This is a genomic window from Microvirga vignae (genome assembly GCF_001017175.1).
Lineage (GTDB): Bacteria > Pseudomonadota > Alphaproteobacteria > Rhizobiales > Beijerinckiaceae > Microvirga > Microvirga vignae.
Genome location: NZ_LCYG01000042.1, coordinates 50,741 through 65,940 on the forward strand (window position 1 = coordinate 50,741; position 15,200 = coordinate 65,940).

The 15,200-nt window shown below is 61.4% G+C and carries 18 protein-coding genes; 9 read left to right on the plus strand and 9 right to left on the minus strand.

Annotation, left to right across the window (positions count from 1 at the left end):
• Positions 1 to 39 precede the first annotated feature (39 nt).
• Both ald and AA309_RS16230 read left to right on the plus strand, forming a co-directional pair.
• Positions 40 to 1,155 carry an alanine dehydrogenase gene (ald, locus tag AA309_RS16225; RefSeq protein ID WP_047190063.1) on the plus strand — a complete coding sequence of 372 codons (1,116 nt, stop codon included), beginning with the start codon at positions 40 to 42 and terminating at the stop codon, positions 1,153 to 1,155.
• 63 nt (positions 1,156 to 1,218) lie between these two features.
• Positions 1,219 to 2,058: a DUF1206 domain-containing protein gene (locus AA309_RS16230; protein WP_047190064.1), complete on the plus strand. Its 840-nt coding sequence runs from the start codon at positions 1,219 to 1,221 to the stop codon at positions 2,056 to 2,058.
• Between the two features lie 89 nt (positions 2,059 to 2,147).
• On the opposite strand, the gene AA309_RS16235 is transcribed toward AA309_RS16230, so the two are convergent.
• Both AA309_RS16235 and AA309_RS16240 read right to left on the minus strand, forming a co-directional pair.
• Complete coding sequence (locus tag AA309_RS16235) at positions 2,148 to 2,351, minus strand: hypothetical protein (RefSeq protein WP_150117602.1); 204 nt, start codon at positions 2,349 to 2,351, stop codon at positions 2,148 to 2,150.
• A gap of 269 nt (positions 2,352 to 2,620) precedes the next feature.
• A complete protein-coding gene (locus AA309_RS16240) occupies positions 2,621 to 3,055 on the minus strand; it encodes an energy transducer TonB (protein WP_052954771.1) in 435 nt (144 codons plus the stop codon).
• Positions 3,056 to 3,210: 155 nt separating this feature from the next.
• On the opposite strand from AA309_RS16240, the gene AA309_RS16245 reads away from it, so the two are divergent.
• The gene (locus AA309_RS16245) at positions 3,211 to 3,948 is read left to right on the plus strand and encodes a hypothetical protein (RefSeq protein ID WP_047190066.1); all 738 of its coding nucleotides are present in this window, start codon (positions 3,211 to 3,213) and stop codon (positions 3,946 to 3,948) included.
• The gene (locus tag AA309_RS32125; RefSeq protein ID WP_052954772.1) at positions 3,945 to 4,421 is read left to right on the plus strand and encodes a hypothetical protein; all 477 of its coding nucleotides are present in this window, start codon (positions 3,945 to 3,947) and stop codon (positions 4,419 to 4,421) included. The genes AA309_RS16245 and AA309_RS32125 overlap by 4 nt, the downstream gene beginning before the upstream one ends.
• Before the next feature lie 1,011 nt (positions 4,422 to 5,432).
• Here the strand turns inward: AA309_RS32125 and AA309_RS36515 are convergent.
• A complete protein-coding gene (locus AA309_RS36515) occupies positions 5,433 to 5,630 on the minus strand; it encodes a hypothetical protein (protein WP_150117604.1) in 198 nt (65 codons plus the stop codon).
• Positions 5,602 to 5,817, minus strand: coding sequence for a hypothetical protein (locus tag AA309_RS36520; protein ID WP_150117605.1), 216 nt, complete (start codon positions 5,815 to 5,817; stop codon positions 5,602 to 5,604). Before AA309_RS36520 ends, AA309_RS36515 begins: the two co-directional genes overlap by 29 nt.
• 243 nt (positions 5,818 to 6,060) lie before the next feature.
• Here AA309_RS36520 and AA309_RS16260 point away from each other — a divergent pair, with 243 nt between their 5' ends.
• The 5 genes from AA309_RS16260 to AA309_RS16275 all read left to right on the plus strand — a co-directional run bounded on the left by AA309_RS16260 (position 6,061) and on the right by AA309_RS16275 (position 9,088).
• Complete coding sequence (locus tag AA309_RS16260; protein ID WP_047190067.1) at positions 6,061 to 6,273, plus strand: hypothetical protein; 213 nt, start codon at positions 6,061 to 6,063, stop codon at positions 6,271 to 6,273.
• 128 nt (positions 6,274 to 6,401) lie between these two features.
• Positions 6,402 to 6,548, plus strand: coding sequence for a hypothetical protein (locus tag AA309_RS35250; RefSeq protein WP_160310480.1), 147 nt, complete (start codon positions 6,402 to 6,404; stop codon positions 6,546 to 6,548).
• Complete coding sequence (locus AA309_RS16265) at positions 6,545 to 6,766, plus strand: hypothetical protein (RefSeq protein WP_047190068.1); 222 nt, start codon at positions 6,545 to 6,547, stop codon at positions 6,764 to 6,766. Before AA309_RS35250 ends, AA309_RS16265 begins: the two co-directional genes overlap by 4 nt.
• A gap of 462 nt (positions 6,767 to 7,228) precedes the next feature.
• A complete protein-coding gene (locus tag AA309_RS34365) occupies positions 7,229 to 7,666 on the plus strand; it encodes a hypothetical protein (RefSeq protein ID WP_150117606.1) in 438 nt (145 codons plus the stop codon).
• Positions 7,667 to 7,672: 6 nt separating this feature from the next.
• Positions 7,673 to 9,088 (plus strand): M48 family metalloprotease, encoded by a 1,416-nt coding sequence (locus AA309_RS16275; RefSeq protein WP_084731309.1) that lies wholly within the window; start codon positions 7,673 to 7,675, stop codon positions 9,086 to 9,088.
• Between the two features lie 167 nt (positions 9,089 to 9,255).
• Here AA309_RS16275 and AA309_RS16280 read toward each other — a convergent pair whose 3' ends face one another.
• From AA309_RS16280 to AA309_RS16300, 5 genes are all read right to left on the minus strand, one after another.
• Positions 9,256 to 10,128: an RNA polymerase factor sigma-32 gene (locus AA309_RS16280; RefSeq protein ID WP_047190070.1), complete on the minus strand. Its 873-nt coding sequence runs from the start codon at positions 10,126 to 10,128 to the stop codon at positions 9,256 to 9,258.
• A 170-nt stretch (positions 10,129 to 10,298) separates the two neighbouring features.
• Entirely contained in the window at positions 10,299 to 10,883 is a 585-nt protein-coding gene (locus AA309_RS16285; protein ID WP_047190071.1) for a CarD family transcriptional regulator, read from the minus strand.
• A gap of 511 nt (positions 10,884 to 11,394) precedes the next feature.
• On the minus strand, positions 11,395 to 11,733 hold the full coding sequence (gene fdxA, locus AA309_RS16290) for a ferredoxin FdxA (protein ID WP_047190072.1): 339 nt from the start codon (positions 11,731 to 11,733) through the stop codon (positions 11,395 to 11,397).
• Between the two features lie 56 nt (positions 11,734 to 11,789).
• Positions 11,790 to 12,092, minus strand: a complete 303-nt coding sequence (locus AA309_RS16295) for an RNA-binding S4 domain-containing protein (protein WP_047190073.1) — start codon at positions 12,090 to 12,092, stop codon at positions 11,790 to 11,792.
• Between the two features lie 8 nt (positions 12,093 to 12,100).
• Positions 12,101 to 15,166 (minus strand): helicase-related protein, encoded by a 3,066-nt coding sequence (locus AA309_RS16300; protein WP_047190074.1) that lies wholly within the window; start codon positions 15,164 to 15,166, stop codon positions 12,101 to 12,103.
• Positions 15,167 to 15,200 lie beyond the last annotated feature (34 nt).

Here is a 15,200-nt window from a genome sequence, read left to right on the forward strand (position 1 = left end):
ATGTTTGCCTGGTCAAAAGCATAAAGGTTGGAACAAACCATGCGTATCGGCGTGCCGAAAGAAATCAAGAACCACGAGTACCGTGTAGGCCTCGTACCCTCATCCGTCGCAGAGCTTGTGCACCACGGTCACAGTGTGATGATCGAACGCGGCGCGGGTCTGGGCGCAGGAGTGACGGATCGCGAATATGAAGCCACAGGGGCCGTCATCGTTGACGGGCCAGACCGGATCTTCGCAGAGGCGGAGATGGTCGTGAAGGTGAAGGAGCCCCTGGCGGAGGAGCGCAGGCGTCTTCGCCCTGGCCAAGTTCTCTTCACCTATCTCCATCTCGCGCCCGACCTGAAGCAGACCGAGGATCTCGTCAAGAGCGGCGCCACCTGCATCGCCTACGAGACGGTGACGTCGGCAGCCGGCGCCCTGCCGTTGCTGACGCCCATGTCGGAGGTCGCCGGGCGTCTCGCGCCGCAAGTGGGGGCGCATTGTCTCGAGAAGGCACAAGGCGGGCGCGGCGTTCTGCTCGGCGGCGTTCCCGGCGTGCCTGGGGCGGAAGTGGTCATTCTCGGGGGCGGCGTGTCTGGGACGCATGCAGCCACCATCGCCCTCGGCATGGGTGCGCATGTCACGGTGATCGACCGCTCGGCCGATGTGCTGCGCCGCCTGTCGGCCCAGTTCAACGGAGCCGTGCGCACAGTCTTCTCCACGCGCGATGCCGTTGCCCAGGCCGTCACAAACGCCGATCTGGTCATCGGCGCCGTTCTGGTGCCCGGAGCGGCAGCCCCGAAGCTGATCACCGCCGAGATGGTGCGGCAGATGAAGGCGGGCTCCGTATTCGTCGACATCGCCATCGATCAGGGCGGATGCTCCGAAACATCGCGACCCACGACCCATTCCGCCCCGACCTACATCGTGGACGACGTGGTTCATTACTGCGTCACCAACATGCCGGGGGCAGTGGCTCGCACTTCCACGTTCGCGCTCAACAACGTCACCCTGCCCTTCACCCTTGCGCTGGCGGACAAGGGATGGCGACAGGCACTGAAGGATGATCGTTTCCTGCGTGACGGCCTCAACGTCCATGCCGGAAAGATCACATGTCGCCCGGTCGCGGAGGCGCATGGGCTTGCCTATACTCCGGCCGAGGAGGTTCTCGGCTAATACAATGCAAGGAACATCGAACGAGGCGTGGCAGTTCACTCATGACAGAGTGGAGCGTCACCCATGCCTCGTTTGAGCAGCAACCCCGTCGAAGTGTTGGCCCGCTTGGGATACGGCGCGCGCGGAGTTGTCTATGGCCTCGTCGGCTGCTTGGCCCTTCTTGCCGCGATCGGTTCGGGCGGCCAGACCGGCGGCAGCCGCAGCGCACTGCAAACCCTTCTCTCGCAACCGCTAGGCCAAATCTGGCTTGTTCTGATCGCGCTTGGTCTCTTCGGATTCTGCATCTGGCGCGTGGTGGAGGCGCTGACCGATGCCGACCATCGCGGATCCGACATGAAGGGCTGGGGCGTCAGGATAGCCCATCTCATCAGCGGCGCGATTTATGCCGGCCTTGGCGTGTCTGCCTTGAGGCTTGCGTTGGGCCGGGGCTCTGGCGGCGGAGAAGACCAAGCCGCACAGGATTGGACGGCTTGGCTCATGAGCAAGCCCTTCGGATTATGGCTTGTGGGCCTGATCGGCCTCGCCGTTGCGGCGACAGGTCTCGGCTTTGCCTGGAAAGCCTGGCGCGGTGATGCCGCAGCGCGTCTTTCGCTGCCGGCCGACAAGCGGCAATGGGTGATCTCCCTCGGGCGCATGGGATTTGCCGCGCGCGGCGTCGTCTTCGTCATCATCGGCGGCTTTCTCATCCTCGCGGCGCTTCACGGCTCTTCGTCAGAGGTCCATGGTCTCGGCGGCGCTTTGCAAACCCTGCAGCAGCAACCCTATGGCTGGGTGCTGCTGGCGTTGACGGCGATAGGCCTCTTCGCCTTTGGTCTTTTCGGCTTGGTGCAGGCTCGCTACCGCCACATCGATGCTCCAGACATCGACGACGCGAAAGCAGCCGTGGCACAGATAGAGCGTTGATCCGGGTTCAACCTGATCGCTTACGACACGTGCTCAAAGACGAAGGCGCCAAGAGGGGAGTTTCCTGAATGCCTTTGTGCATGATTGTCTCAAGAGTTCCATGCCGCGAGACCAGTCCAGTCCGCGTCGTGAGAATCTCGATTGGCCCAATAGTAGCCGCATTCGATCATGGCGATCTTCTGCTCCGCGAGGCTGACCAGAACACTGTCAGGCGTTGAAAGTCTCAGCTCCCGCAACACGTCCTTGATCTCCTTGAGGGCATGGTTAATGACCATTGGAACTTCACCCGCCATCAATTTCTGCTCCAGTACCATCGGCAATGCTCCACATAACTGCGGTGGATGATCCACGTCCTTTCGGTCTGACGATCTCACGGCCAGCCAAAAGCAGAGTCCATCGCACTTGATCAAACGAGCAGGTCACCGTCGGATCGACTGCTTCGGCCATGAGCTTAAGCGTCCCAAGAGGACGTCAGGCTTACGGTCACGTTACAGTTGTGTAATGCAGTTGTCGGGTTCGGGAGGTGTTCCCGATCACATGACAAGCGCTCTGACGGCTCTTCTCACCGCAGACTGAAGCGAAGAGGCACCGTAAAGGTGAGTTGCTGCTTCGGAAGCGAATCCGGTGCTGGAGGCAGTGCGGTTCCGGGTGCCGCTGTCGCCAAGGCGGCCTGGTCGAGAATATTGTTCCCCGTGCTGCGCACCAATGATGCACTGATGATGCGGCCGGAGCGCTGCATCATGAAGTGGATGGTTGCGACGCCCGATATCTCCTGCGAGCGCGCGGCATCAGGATAGCGAAGGCGGCTGCGCAGGGCCGCTGCCAGTTGAGCCGCATAGCGATTGATCACGTTCGGATCCGCGGAAGCCGCAGCGCCTCCGGTGTTCTCGCGTGACGAGGCGGCCTGCTGCTGCCGTGGAGCCGAAGAGGCAACGTTCTTCTTCAGCGGGGGCTTATGCGGCTTGGGAGGATCCTTGCGCTCCGTCTTGGGCTGCATAGACGGCTTCACCGGCTCTGGGACAGGTTTCGGCTCGACAGTCTCCTCCGGCAGAGGCAGGGCTTCGACCGCCTTTGGCTCGTCCTGGCGGAGAGCGCAACTGCATCCTTTGCCGGCACTTCATCACATCGCCCATATGGGAGCCCCAATTGCGTATGTATGGGACGCTTCTCAACCGGCGACTTGCAATCAGGGCGGAGCGGGTTGTCGCAAACGACGTGAAACTCTCGACCACGTATCAGCTTCAGGGAGTTGCTGAAGACCTGATGGAACAGGCACGGATTGATCGTGATATGGAGTTCCTGCGTCAGGAGGAGCTTCGACTCACTTCGGAGGTCAGATTGCTGGATCAGGCGATTTGGAACACGGCATTGCTCGTCGAAGCGTGCACCAAGATTCGAACCAACGGTGACGCTACGGAAAATCCTATGAATGCGCTCATAGTGCACGATCCGGGCTCTGTTAACGAGTTCATCGAGACCAGCGATTTTGCTCAAGCCGCATATCTGACGGAATTTGGAAAACTCTATCCCATCATGAGAGACGATGAGGTCGAGGCATCCTTCCGCACAGCGGTCGACAGGATGTTCTGGAACATGGGGGTGACACCGATCTCGTTCATGCCTGGCGACGATGACGATAAGGCTAGCGCTTATCGTGATGTTTCATGGCTGATCCTCAAGCAGTTCCAAACGCCGGAAATCCGAGCGCTCGAGTCGGGTGCCATGAGGCTGCAAGATCTAAATATTCAAGCAGAGATCAGCGATCTGATGGAACGGGCACTCGGGCCGCCGATCGAGATCATGACCCATCGGGCCCTACCAGATGGTCGTTTGTCCTCTGAGAGGCCGAAGAAGAGACGCCAAACGACGGTGCGGGTAGCAACAGCATGAAGCCAGGAAAGAGAGCCCACCAGATCCTTGCGAATGCTAAGGAAGCCTCGCAAAAGATCATTGATGACCTACCTATTCATAAAAAGGTGCAAAGGCTGAACGCGGAAAGAATTGTCGCGGCTTGCGAGTCTCTGATTACCGCTAGGCCCATCCAGGAGCCGACGTCTACTGCGGTGGAAGAGGTTGGAAAGCTTCGGTATCCAAAGTTTCCGGCTACACAGTCGCTTCTTAACCGTTATGCTGGAATACTGCGCATCTGGCGCACGGCGTTTCATAACATCGTCGATCTCACGAGTCCAGTTCCGAAACGGGACTCCGGGGAGTTGTTCATCGAGCCGCAATCACTTCAAGGACTCGATGCCGGGACTCGTGCACAGATAGAGCTTATGATGGCGTTGCTGAACGAGGCGAATAGAGACCGCAATCGCCTCCGTCAGATAGTCAGGCAGAAGATCCCCGCTCCGGATGTTTAAGCGGGTGCCAGCTCGAATTCCAATCAAGAATTGGCCCCGCTGAGGCAGTGGCTCAATGACTTGAAACGCATCAATGGCTACCTAGAAGTGGACGCGGCTGGCGTCCGCATTACGGCGCATGCACGTCCACGCGTCATCGTCATGCCAAAGGATGTTCTGGACTCTATTTCCCGAATATGTGGACTATGAAGGGGTCGTTGCGGGAGTGCGTGCATCTGAGAAACAACTGGTTCTCGCAACGATCCGATGATGGAGATGGCGTCCGCGGAGGGACTCGAACCCCCGACCTCAGGTTTCATCCCACTTCGGCTTTCACCGCCGCCCGAAGACGTTCGTGGTCTGGACTGTCCCTTCACCATAGGCCGAAGCCCTTAGGTGCTGCCCGTCCAGTCTCTACACCTTCCCCTCGCGGGGCTTGGCTCGGGATCGGCATACCGCATATGCAGTGAAGCTTTCCCCGACTTTGAGCAGATCGATTGCAGCGTTTCCGAACTGCAACCCCCAATTTATAGGAAACCTTTGCTCTGTCCTGCTGAGCTACGCGGACGAACCCACTTCCAATGTCTGAATAGTGCGGCTTTCACCCTAAAGCAACAGTTCTCCGCTCGTCTAGGCCTGGAAACCCCATCGCATGCATTGCGGTAGACATACCAGATTTTATATTCTGGAGTTTCAGATACTTAACAGTTTCTGGTAGGGTGATAGGGTCCAGGAACCGCTCTGTCCTGCTGAGCTACGGGACCGCGTGAGCAAATCGGGTTTAGCATGGTCGCAGCGGGCATTCCAGAGGGTTGCGGTTTACGTTCCGCCCCTCGACTGGCACCAGCCTCGAAACGTCGCTGAACGGGCCGCCGTGTCACCGGCCGTCGGCACGGCAGCAGGGTCAGGCCGGTTAGCATGTCGCGGCCTCCAGCATATGCACTGGAAGCATCGTGTGCTCGTAAGGTGTGTCGGGCTACATGACATAGGGCTGGGACGTGTCGGGTTTCGCGTTTCGAGGATAGCCCTCCATCATTCCCTTGGCCCCACCACCATGACGTGAGGACCTGTCTCGACCCAGTTGGTGTCGGCCTCGGGCATTTGGGCGTAAGGATTGGTGTTGCTGGCGTCCGTGCCGCTTGCGGGCATGTAGAGAAAGCCGACCTTGTTCCTCGGCGGCTCCTTCTTCTCGATCCAGGCTTTAGCCCAGTCCATCGCATTCCGGCGCATTCCGGTCACCACGCATGGGGTCGGGTCCCGGCGTGCTCGGGTTGTCCGGCAGGCAGGTAAAGCCGTTGATTCCTTTCCTCAGTTCCCGCATCTGCCCATCGGAGGAAATCGCCACGATGGTGGCAACCTTGGCGACAGCAGGCGGAGTCGCCGCCATGGAACTCTTGATGAGATCCTCATCGCTCATGGAAGCTGCCGTGTGCTGATGCTGGGCAGAAGCGTGCCGATGAAGGCGAAAGTCATAGCGCTGCAGGCAAACCATGCGAGAGTGTGATGCCTTTTCATGGCTCACCTCCATGGCTGCGCGACCAGCTTGCCTATCCTACCCCCTCCCCCGCCTCAGAGAACGAACTATCTTGGGGGAACCGCGCCGTGCATTCCGGAACTCCCCACCCATGGATCGGTTTGTGAGAGGAATCGGAGGTATTTCATGGCTCAGACCCTGCGCGATTTTCTCAAAGCTGTTGAGAACCTTCCCCCTGATACTCTGCTCTGCGTCGCGGAGGTGGACGAGGCTTTCGCGTCCCATGTGGAGGAGTTCGAGATCGTCGAGAACGCCAAGCTGCAAAACAAGAAGTCGGAGAGCTCTGAGGCAGTCGAACTCGGCAATGGCAATCAGACCGTCGTGGTGATCCGCTGGTAGGGCGACAAGCCTGCTGTCACGCCTGAAACCAACGACAGCGTGATCGATTGACCCTGCGAGCAGATGTTCAAGGCGCATGCGTCTTGGGCATTCCCCATCCCAGGCAACGAACAATCAGGATCTTCGCGATGCCCAAGAATATCCCAGGCTCCCGTACGAACCCCGAGGGCATTCCTCAGGAAGGCCATGGCGGCTCCAACACCCGCGGCACGCAGCATCGGCAGGGCAAGGATGGCAACGGTGCCCAGAAGCGTCAGCAAGAGAAGAAATCATGAGCAGCACCGGCAACCGCAGCAACCCGAACGAGACCCGCGTGGCGGGTCGTCGCGAGGGACAAGACGACCAGGCTCACACCAACGCCTCCGGTAAGCCCGATATCGGGCGCCAGGGCGGCGCGACCCACCAGGAAACCCGCGAGCACAACAAGCACAACGAGCCGGGCCAGAGCGGGCACAAGCCCCAGAAGCACAGCCCCCCACAGGAAAAGAACTAAAGTTGCATTCTCAAGCCTAGCCGCCCTGCCACGCCTGCGTAAGATCCTTCGTCTCAGACGGGATCACGCATGCGGATTGGGGCTGCGCTAGGCTTTTGCATTGTCCTCCTGACAAGCCCAGTCGCGGCTCAGGAGAACGCGCGACCGCGCCTGCCACCCGAAAATCTGCCAAGCTGCGCCGGTGAGGCACGCCAGGACCGGCTTCAAGGGATGACACGTGAGGGCGATCTTGTGCTGGGCTCCGAACACTTGGCCAAGCTTTCCGGCCTCAGGCTGCCGGACGAGCCCATCCTGAGGCAGCAAGGGCTGGATTGGCTCAAAGCCTGGACCGGGCAGCCTCTTCTCATCACGATTCAGGGGAAGCGGGATCGGTGGAATCGTCTGCCTATCCGGGCTCGTCTATTGAAGGATTCCTTAACCTTTGACCTCAGCCACGGCCTCGTCGAGGCTGGGCTTGCCATTGTGGATCCCGGGGCCGATCTCCCCTTCTGCCAGCCTGAATTATTCGCCCTTGAGGAAACGGCCCGTGAACGAAACCTTGGTCTTTGGGCTGATGGCCGCTATAACCCAATCCCTGTTGATCAGACTGACCGTTTGAAGGAGCGCGTCGGCAGCTTCGTCATCGTCGAAGGGCGGGTTCGAAGCGTCGGCGAACGCAAGCAGAGAATCTATTTGAATTTCGGGGGGCACTGGGCAGACGACTTCACGATTATCATCCCGAAGAAAACCTGGATGCAGATGGCCGAGCGTGGCCTTTCAACGGACTCGTTGAAGGGCCATATCATTCGGACCCGAGGCATTTTGCAGTCTTGGCAAGGCACCGCCCTTACCATTGATTCAGCGGAGATGATCGAACGTCTTGAGGGCAGACGTCTTCAAGACAAACGCTTGGCCCGATGAGCGAGCATGCGCGATAGACGTCACACAGCTAAGATCCGGATCGCCGCCGGCTTGATGATCTCAAGTCTGGTTGCGGGCTGCGCGGGCTTCGGCAATGCCTATCTACCGGCCAACGCACCGCGGGTGATCGGACCGGATCGCGACCGCGATCATATCCGCTTGGTCTCGGCCTTCGGCGGCGAAGGCCGGGCTCCCCAGCTTGAGCGCCTTCTGACCGATGCAGTGAACCGGCTCATCATGGCTACCGACCGGCCGGACGAGGCCTATCAGGTGACGATTCTCAATTCGCCCGTGGTGAACGCCTTCGCCCTGCCGAATGGACGCCTCTATGTCACCCGTGGCCTGCTGGCCCTGGCGAACGATACCTCGGAAGTCGCGGCCGTGCTCTCGCACGAGATCGCGCATGTCACTCTCCGCCATGCGTCACAGCGCAACGAGTTGCAGGCGCGCTCCGCTCTGATCGAGCGAGTGGCGGAAAACGTTCTCAACAATTCCCAGGAAGCTGCCGTGGTGCAGGACCAGGCCCGCTCATCGCTGGCGAGCTTCTCACGTTCGCAGGAGCTTGAGGCGGACCAGACCGGCGTCGCGGTTTTGGCGCGGGCAGGCTTCGATCCCTATGGCGCGCCCCGCTTCCTTACCGCTCTAGGCCGCTCGGCCAACAGTGCCAACAATTCCGACCGCGTCACCTCCCATCCCAGCACGAATGAACGGATCTCACGGGCCCTTCAGGCTGCGCGACGCACGGGCCCTCCGGGCATGGGCGAGACCGGCAGACTTGAATATCTGACGGCTCTCAATGGTTTGGCTTATGGGGACGATCCTGGCGACGGTGTCGTGAAGGGCCGACGCTTCATCCATGCGCGTCTCGGCGTCGCTTTCGAGGCGCCCGAGGGCTTTACCCTGGAGAACACCTCGCAGGCCGTTCTCGGCTCCTCCGCCGATGGCGAGCGCCGGCTGCTCTTCGATGCGGCCGATACCCCGGCCGGACAGAGCCTCGAGGAAGTTCTTCGCTCCACATGGACCGATACCATCGAGCCGGGAAGCCTCGTGACGGCGATGGTGAATGATCTGCCCATCGTGACGGCTCTTTCCAATGGCAAGGAATGGACCTTCCGTCTCTCCGCCATTCGCATCGGCAACACCACCTATCGCCTCATCATGGCGGCTCGTAGCGGAGGCTCGGATCTGGAAGGCATGTTCCAGCGGACGCTCAACAGCGTGCGCCAAGTCCAGCCGGAGGAAGCCCGTCGCATCCGGCCGCTCAAGCTGCAGATCGTGACGGCCCAGCGCGGCGATACGGCGCAATCGCTTGCCTCACGCATGCCGATTGACCGTGCGCTCGACCGCTTCCTGCTGCTCAATGGCCTTGAGCGGAACGGGCCGTTGAAGGTCGGCGAGCGCTACAAGATCGTCATCGAGTAGCAGCAGGCCTGATAACCTTACACAGCCTCACCTTGAGGAGAGAGCTTGTTCGTCGCTCCTCAGGGTGAGGAGAGCGTATTCATGATCGGCTGAAAAGGTCCTCAAAAGCACTCAGGTGAGCCGGTGTCCCGGCTCACCTGATGTCTTTCTAAGGGTCTCGACAATCCTTAGACGAAAGCACCGGTGGCCTGAGGATACTTGTCCATCAGGGCGCGCTTGAGCTTTTCCAGAGCGCGGTTCTCGATTTGGCGGACACGCTCCTTCGAGATTCCCAGACGATCGCCAAGGAATTCGAGAGTCACCTGCTCGTCGTCAAGCCGGCGCGCCTGGAGGATGCGCAGCTCACGCTCGTTGAGAACCTCGAGCGCCTGCTTGAGCCAGCGTACACGGCGCTCGGTGTCGATCACATCGCTCACGCTCTCATCCGGCAACGGGCTCGTATCCACGAGAAACTCTACGCGCTCTGCGGAGTTGGACGGGTCCGCATCGAGCACCGGTGCGTTGAGGGATGTGTCGGGAGCCGAAAGGCGGGCATCCATGAGGGCGACATCCGCCTTGGACACACCGATCGCCTCGGCGATCTTCTCGTGCACGTCGGCGGAGATGCGCTCCTCGCCACCACGCGTCAGGCGAGCGCGCAGGCGGCGGAGGTTGAAGAAAAGAGCCTTCTGAGCGGAACTTGTTCCGCCACGGACGATTGACCAGTTACGAAGGATATAGTCCTGCACGGAAGCACGGATCCACCAGGTCGCGTAGGTGGAAAAACGGACTTCCCGCTCCGGCTCGAACCGGGCTGCGGCTTCAAGAAGACCCACATGCCCTTCCTGAACAAGATCCGCCATCGGCAGGCCATAATGACGAAAACGGGCCGCGAGTGCGATCACGAGGCGCATATGTGCAGCTGTTAATTGGTGAAGAGCTGTTTCGTCGCCGTGTTCCTTCCAGCGCACGGCAAGTTCATGCTCCTCTTCCCTTTCGAGAAAAGGGGCATTCATGGCAGCGCGAACGAAACGACGCCGAACGCCTGAGATTTCTCCCATTGTGTCCTCCCTTGGCAGAGACACAACGAGCGAGGCGGGAAAAAGTTCACGCCAAATAGCCAAGTTTTGCGAAATAGATTCCAAAGCCCTGAAAACAAGGCGTCTTCGCAAATAAAAAGCCTGGCGCGAGGCCAGGCTTTTGAAAGGCTTGGTCGAAACCGCGCTGTTTTTTAAGCGGCTTCTTCCTGCATATCGTCGCCATCGGCGTCGACATCGGCTTCAGCGCCCTTGGCGCGGCGCGGTGACTTGGCGAGGCTCTGCTCGATGAGCTTGAGCGCTTCCGTATCCGTGATCTTGTTTACAGCAGCGATCTCGCGCACGACACGGTCGAGAGCCGATTCATAGAGCTGACGCTCACTGTAGGACTGCTCGGGCTGGGCCTCGGAGCGATACAGATCGCGCACAACTTCCGTGACGGCGATCAGATCACCTGAATTGATCTTCGCCTCGTATTCCTGAGCGCGGCGCGACCACATGGTGCGCTTCACGCGGGCACGACCCGTCAGAACGTCCAGAGCCTTTTGAACCAGGGCCGGTTCGGCGAGCTTGCGCATGCCGACGCTGGCAGCTTTCGCGGTCGGAACTCGCAGGACCATCTTGTCCTTATCGAAGGAGACCACGTACAGCTCCAGCTTGAAGCCGGCGATTTCCTGCTCTTCGATGGCCGTGATGCGGCCGACGCCGTGAGCGGGGTAAACAATGGCTTCGCCGGATTTGAAACCCAGGCGCTGGGCGGACTTCTTAGTGGTTGTCATGCGAGAGAGGCCTCCTTGCATGGTCCCTTGCCGGTTCAGGCTCGGGAGCGTGGTCCCACTGAGCAGGGACCCAGGGGAACAGGAATGAGATGAGTGGCTACGGAACTTGACTATTCCGCTCGACTCCCTGATGTAAGCCAGCAGCTAGAAAACGCTCTTCCCCGGATCCAAGGCAGGGTTAGCTCCCTTCGGCCAGGTTTCGTGCATCATTGCTTCAGTGTGTGAACCGACGACCTGCGAGGGACGGTGCACGGCTTGAGCGCAAGCGACGGCATTCGCAGACCCTACCATAGTCTGACCGAAAAAGCAAAAGTAGTTCAAAGCGTAGCGTGAAGAAGCTCGGTTTATGGCCGAGGTCCAAGGCCTGGGGTGTCCAACAAGACTTCGCTCCTGAGGAGGTGTGCAGAAGCGTCTTGCGGAAGATCCAGCGCGCCCTGGAGAAGCCCCACCCTTCGGAACAGTCTTACAGGCCTTCTCAGGATGAGATCCAAGACGGTTGTGTTCGAAGCTCTTAATCGCCCTCGCCGGGATTGGGCGAGAAATACGTCTCGAACTTGCCCGCGACGCCGTCGAATTCCTTGGCGTCGACCGGGGGCTCCTTCTTCTGCGTGATGTTGGGCCAGCTCTTGGCCATGTCGGCATTGAGCTTCAGCCACTGCTCGAGACCAGGCTCGGCATCGGGCTTGATGGCCTCGGCCGGGCATTCCGGCTCGCAGACGCCGCAGTCGATGCACTCGTCCGGGTGAATGACGAGCATGTTCTCGCCCTCGTAGAAACAGTCCACCGGACACACCTCGACGCAGTCCATGTATTTGCATTTGATGCAATTTTCAGTGACGACGTAGGTCATGAACGGTCCTTCGGAGGTCTGGTCCAAAAAGAAAGCGCAAGGCTATCGCCGCCGCTCTAGCCCTTGTCGCCGTCGCTGACAAGCGTCCTGTCGCTTTCGTTGAGATCGGCGTAGAGCAGCCTTGCTTCTGGTGCAGGTCCCCGGCGCTCGCCGAGGCCCTCCACCCGCACCACCAGGGTCGTGCGGGCGAGGGCGATGGTCACCACGTCACCGACAGCCACCGCCTTGGCCGCATTGTCTGTACGCTGGCCGTTGACCCGGACGAACCCACTCGTGACGAGCTTGGCGGCCAGTGTTCGGGTTTTGGCAAAGCGTGCGAACCAGAGCCACTTGTCGAGCCGCTGCCGGTCCTCACGCATTCAAAGCCTCACTTCTTGCCGTCTTCGAGCTGGGCCTTGAGGGCCATGAGCTTAGCGAAGGGCGAGTTCGGGTCGGGCTGCTTTTCGCGGCGCTCCGGCCCGCCCTCGCGGCGGTTGTCGGCGCGCTTGTCGGGACGTGGGCCGCGGCGGTCATCCGGGCGGGGTCCGCGCGGTGGACGGTTCTGCGGACGGCCGCCCTCCCCTTGGGCCTCGCGGCGCGGGCGCTCGCCCTGGCCTTCGCCATGACGCGGACGACGGTCGCCACGCTCGGGACGCTCGCCGCGCTGCTCATGACGGGGACCTCGAGCCTCGCGCCCCTGGCGGGCATGACCACCCTCATGATGACGGCGGTGCTGACGCCAGACTTCGATCATCTCGGGCTCGGCCGGGGCTTCGGCCGCGCCTTCAGCCGGAGCCATGGCCTGACCTTCGGGAGAAGCCACGGCCTCGGCAGCGCTGACCTCGACAGCCTCAGCCGGGATGGAAGCCTCGAGAGCCTCCACGACCACTGCGCCGGTCTCTTCGGCCACGGCCTGAGGCTCGGCCTGAGCCTCGGCAGCGGCCTGCTCGCCCTCGGCGGCATGCGGCGCTGCTGCCAGCGGAACGGTGATGGCAGGCCCGGGACGGCGCTCCATCACATAACCGAGCGACTTCAGGATAGTGGCGAAATCCTCGCCGGCGCAGCCGACGAGCGACGTCATGGCCACAGTCGGCACGAAGCCCTCGCCGTCGGCGGCACCGGTCGGCGGCTCGCCAGGGGTGATGCCGGGCCGATAGGCGATCGCAGGACGGATAAGATCGGCCAAACGCTCCAGGATGTCGACGCGCACGGCGCGGCCACCACAGACGCGGAAGCCGGCTGCACGATAAAGCCCGTGGGCGATCTCCGGATCGACCGGGATCGAGGTGCGGCCGGACTGGGCCAGATGGGCGATCTCGTCGATGCCCTTCTGGTCGAGACCGCCGTTCTGGAGAGCCCAGAGCTGCGTCGCGAGCACGCGCGGAGCGGGCTTCAGAAGGGCCGGCAGGTAAAGGTGATAGGCACCGAAGCGCACGCCCGCCTTGCGGAGCGCCGCGCGGGCATCCTGATCGAGGCTGCGCACCTCATTGAGAACCTTGGCGCGCTCGAGAACGCCGAGAGCCTCGCCGATCTGGAAGGCAATGCCCCGGGCAAGGCCCGTCAGCTCGGCATTGGTCTCGAGATCCATCACCGGGCCGAGCAGGCGCACCACATAGGCCTTGAGCCAGGCGCGCAGGCGGTTGTCCACCTTGTCGCGGGCAGGGCCCGTGAGGTGCTCGTCCGAGAGAATGCGCACGCGCGGCTCGAAGAGCTTGTCGCCGGGTTCCAGCTTGGCCACGGGATCGCCCATCCAGCGGATCGTGCCGTCGTTGGACAGCACCAGCGTGGTGTCGGGAGTTTCGGCGAACCTGTCGGCCCGCGCCTCGATCTCGCCGGCCAGCGCCTTGCTGGCAGCATTGCGCAGCGTCTTGGCTTCCGTGGTGTCCGCCTGGGGATCAGGGACGAAATGGAAGCCGTGCAGGTGGCCGATATGTTGCCCCTCGACAGTGACGTCGCCGGTGGTCGTAATTTCCGCTTCGAGCATTGTGTTCTCTCTTAAGCGCCGCATGAGAACGCTCGTCCGCCGGTCGATGAATCTTTGGGCGAGACGTTCATGAAGCGCATCCGATAGCTTGTCCTCTACCTGACGCGCAACACCCTGCCAATGCTCCGGGTCCTTCAACCAGTCAGGACGGTTTGCGACAAAAGACCAAGTCCGTACCTGGGCGATGCGGTTGGAGAGGGTGTCGATATCGCCATCCGTCCGGTCCGAAGCCGAGAGATGGCGGGCAAACCAGTCCGCCGGAACGGCCCCTTCCTTCATGAGGAAACGATAGAGCTGGCCGACGAGGTCCGCGTGAGTTTGAGGCGAAACCTTCCGATAATCGGGCACTTGGCAGATCTGCCAGAGCCGCTCGACCGCATATTTCGTGCGGGCGAAGGTCTGGATATCGTCGTCCCGGGCCAAGAGTTCCAGCGCTGCCACATCCTCGCCCATGGGGGCGCGCACGAGGCCATGCTCCCGGGGCTGCTGGCTCAGAGAATCGCGCAGACGCCCAAGGGACGAGAAATCGAGATCCGGGTTGCGCCATTGCAGGATGCGCACGGGATCGAAGGTGTGGTTTTCCAGCGCCTCCACCGTCTCCGCGTCGAAAGGCGGGCAGCGGCCCGTGGAGCCGAACGTGCCGTCGCGCATATAACGGCCCGCACGGCCCGCGATCTGGGCGAGCTCCGGATTGTAGAGCTTGCGGAAGCGGAAACCGTCGAACTTCTTGTCGGCGGCGAAGGCCACATTGTCCACATCGAGGTTGAGGCCCATACCGATGGCGTCCGTGGCGATCAGGTAATCTACGTCCCCATTCTGATAGAGCTCGACCTGGGCGTTGCGGGTGCGGGGCGAGAGCGCCCCCAGAACCACAGCCGCACCGCCGCTCTGGCGACGGATGAGCTCCGCGATGCCGTAGACCTCCTCCGCCGAGAAGGCGACGATGGCCGAGCGGCGAGGCAGGCGCGAGACCTTCTTCTCACCGGCAAAGGTGAGCTTCGAGAGGCGCGGCCGCGTGACTACGTGGACGCCGGGAATCAGCGCCTCGATGAGGGGGCGCATGGTCATAGAGCCGATGAGCAGCGTCTCCTCGCGTCCGCGCTGGTTCAGGAGACGATCGGTGAAGACATGGCCACGATCGAGGTCGGCGGCGAGCTGGATCTCGTCGATGGCCACGAACGACGCCTCGATATCGCGCGGCATGGCCTCGACAGTCGAGATCCAGTAGCGCGGCCGGTCCGGCTTGATCTTCTCCTCGCCCGTGATGAGGGCGACATTGTGCGGCCCCGCCTTCTCGACAACCCGTTGATAGACCTCGCGCGCGAGCAGGCGCAGCGGAAGGCCGATCATGCCGCTGTCATGCCCGAGCATGCGCTCGATGGCGAGATGGGTCTTGCCGGTATTGGTGGGTCCGAGCACGGCGGTGACGCCGCGCGCGCGCACTTGCGGAGGGAGAGAACGGCGAACCATGCCTGGATGTCGGGTAATGTCGGATCTGATCCCA

Coding starts and splice junctions, on each gene's coding strand:
- ald (WP_047190063.1), top strand. CDS start 40: ATGCGTATCGGCGTGCCGAAAGAAATCAAGAACCACGAGTACCGTGTA.
- AA309_RS16230 (WP_047190064.1), top strand. CDS start 1,219: ATGCCTCGTTTGAGCAGCAACCCCGTCGAAGTGTTGGCCCGCTTGGGA.
- AA309_RS16235 (WP_150117602.1), bottom strand. CDS start 2,351: ATGGCGGGTGAAGTTCCAATGGTCATTAACCATGCCCTCAAGGAGATC.
- AA309_RS16240 (WP_052954771.1), bottom strand. CDS start 3,055: ATGCAGCCCAAGACGGAGCGCAAGGATCCTCCCAAGCCGCATAAGCCC.
- AA309_RS16245 (WP_047190066.1), top strand. CDS start 3,211: ATGTATGGGACGCTTCTCAACCGGCGACTTGCAATCAGGGCGGAGCGG.
- AA309_RS32125 (WP_052954772.1), top strand. CDS start 3,945: ATGAAGCCAGGAAAGAGAGCCCACCAGATCCTTGCGAATGCTAAGGAA.
- AA309_RS36515 (WP_150117604.1), bottom strand. CDS start 5,630: ATGCGCCGGAATGCGATGGACTGGGCTAAAGCCTGGATCGAGAAGAAG.
- AA309_RS36520 (WP_150117605.1), bottom strand. CDS start 5,817: ATGAGCGATGAGGATCTCATCAAGAGTTCCATGGCGGCGACTCCGCCT.
- AA309_RS16260 (WP_047190067.1), top strand. CDS start 6,061: ATGGCTCAGACCCTGCGCGATTTTCTCAAAGCTGTTGAGAACCTTCCC.
- AA309_RS35250 (WP_160310480.1), top strand. CDS start 6,402: ATGCCCAAGAATATCCCAGGCTCCCGTACGAACCCCGAGGGCATTCCT.
- AA309_RS16265 (WP_047190068.1), top strand. CDS start 6,545: ATGAGCAGCACCGGCAACCGCAGCAACCCGAACGAGACCCGCGTGGCG.
- AA309_RS16275 (WP_084731309.1), top strand. CDS start 7,673: ATGCGCGATAGACGTCACACAGCTAAGATCCGGATCGCCGCCGGCTTG.
- AA309_RS16280 (WP_047190070.1), bottom strand. CDS start 10,128: ATGGGAGAAATCTCAGGCGTTCGGCGTCGTTTCGTTCGCGCTGCCATG.
- AA309_RS16285 (WP_047190071.1), bottom strand. CDS start 10,883: ATGACAACCACTAAGAAGTCCGCCCAGCGCCTGGGTTTCAAATCCGGC.
- fdxA (WP_047190072.1), bottom strand. CDS start 11,733: ATGACCTACGTCGTCACTGAAAATTGCATCAAATGCAAATACATGGAC.
- AA309_RS16295 (WP_047190073.1), bottom strand. CDS start 12,092: ATGCGTGAGGACCGGCAGCGGCTCGACAAGTGGCTCTGGTTCGCACGC.
- AA309_RS16300 (WP_047190074.1), bottom strand. CDS start 15,166: ATGGTTCGCCGTTCTCTCCCTCCGCAAGTGCGCGCGCGCGGCGTCACC.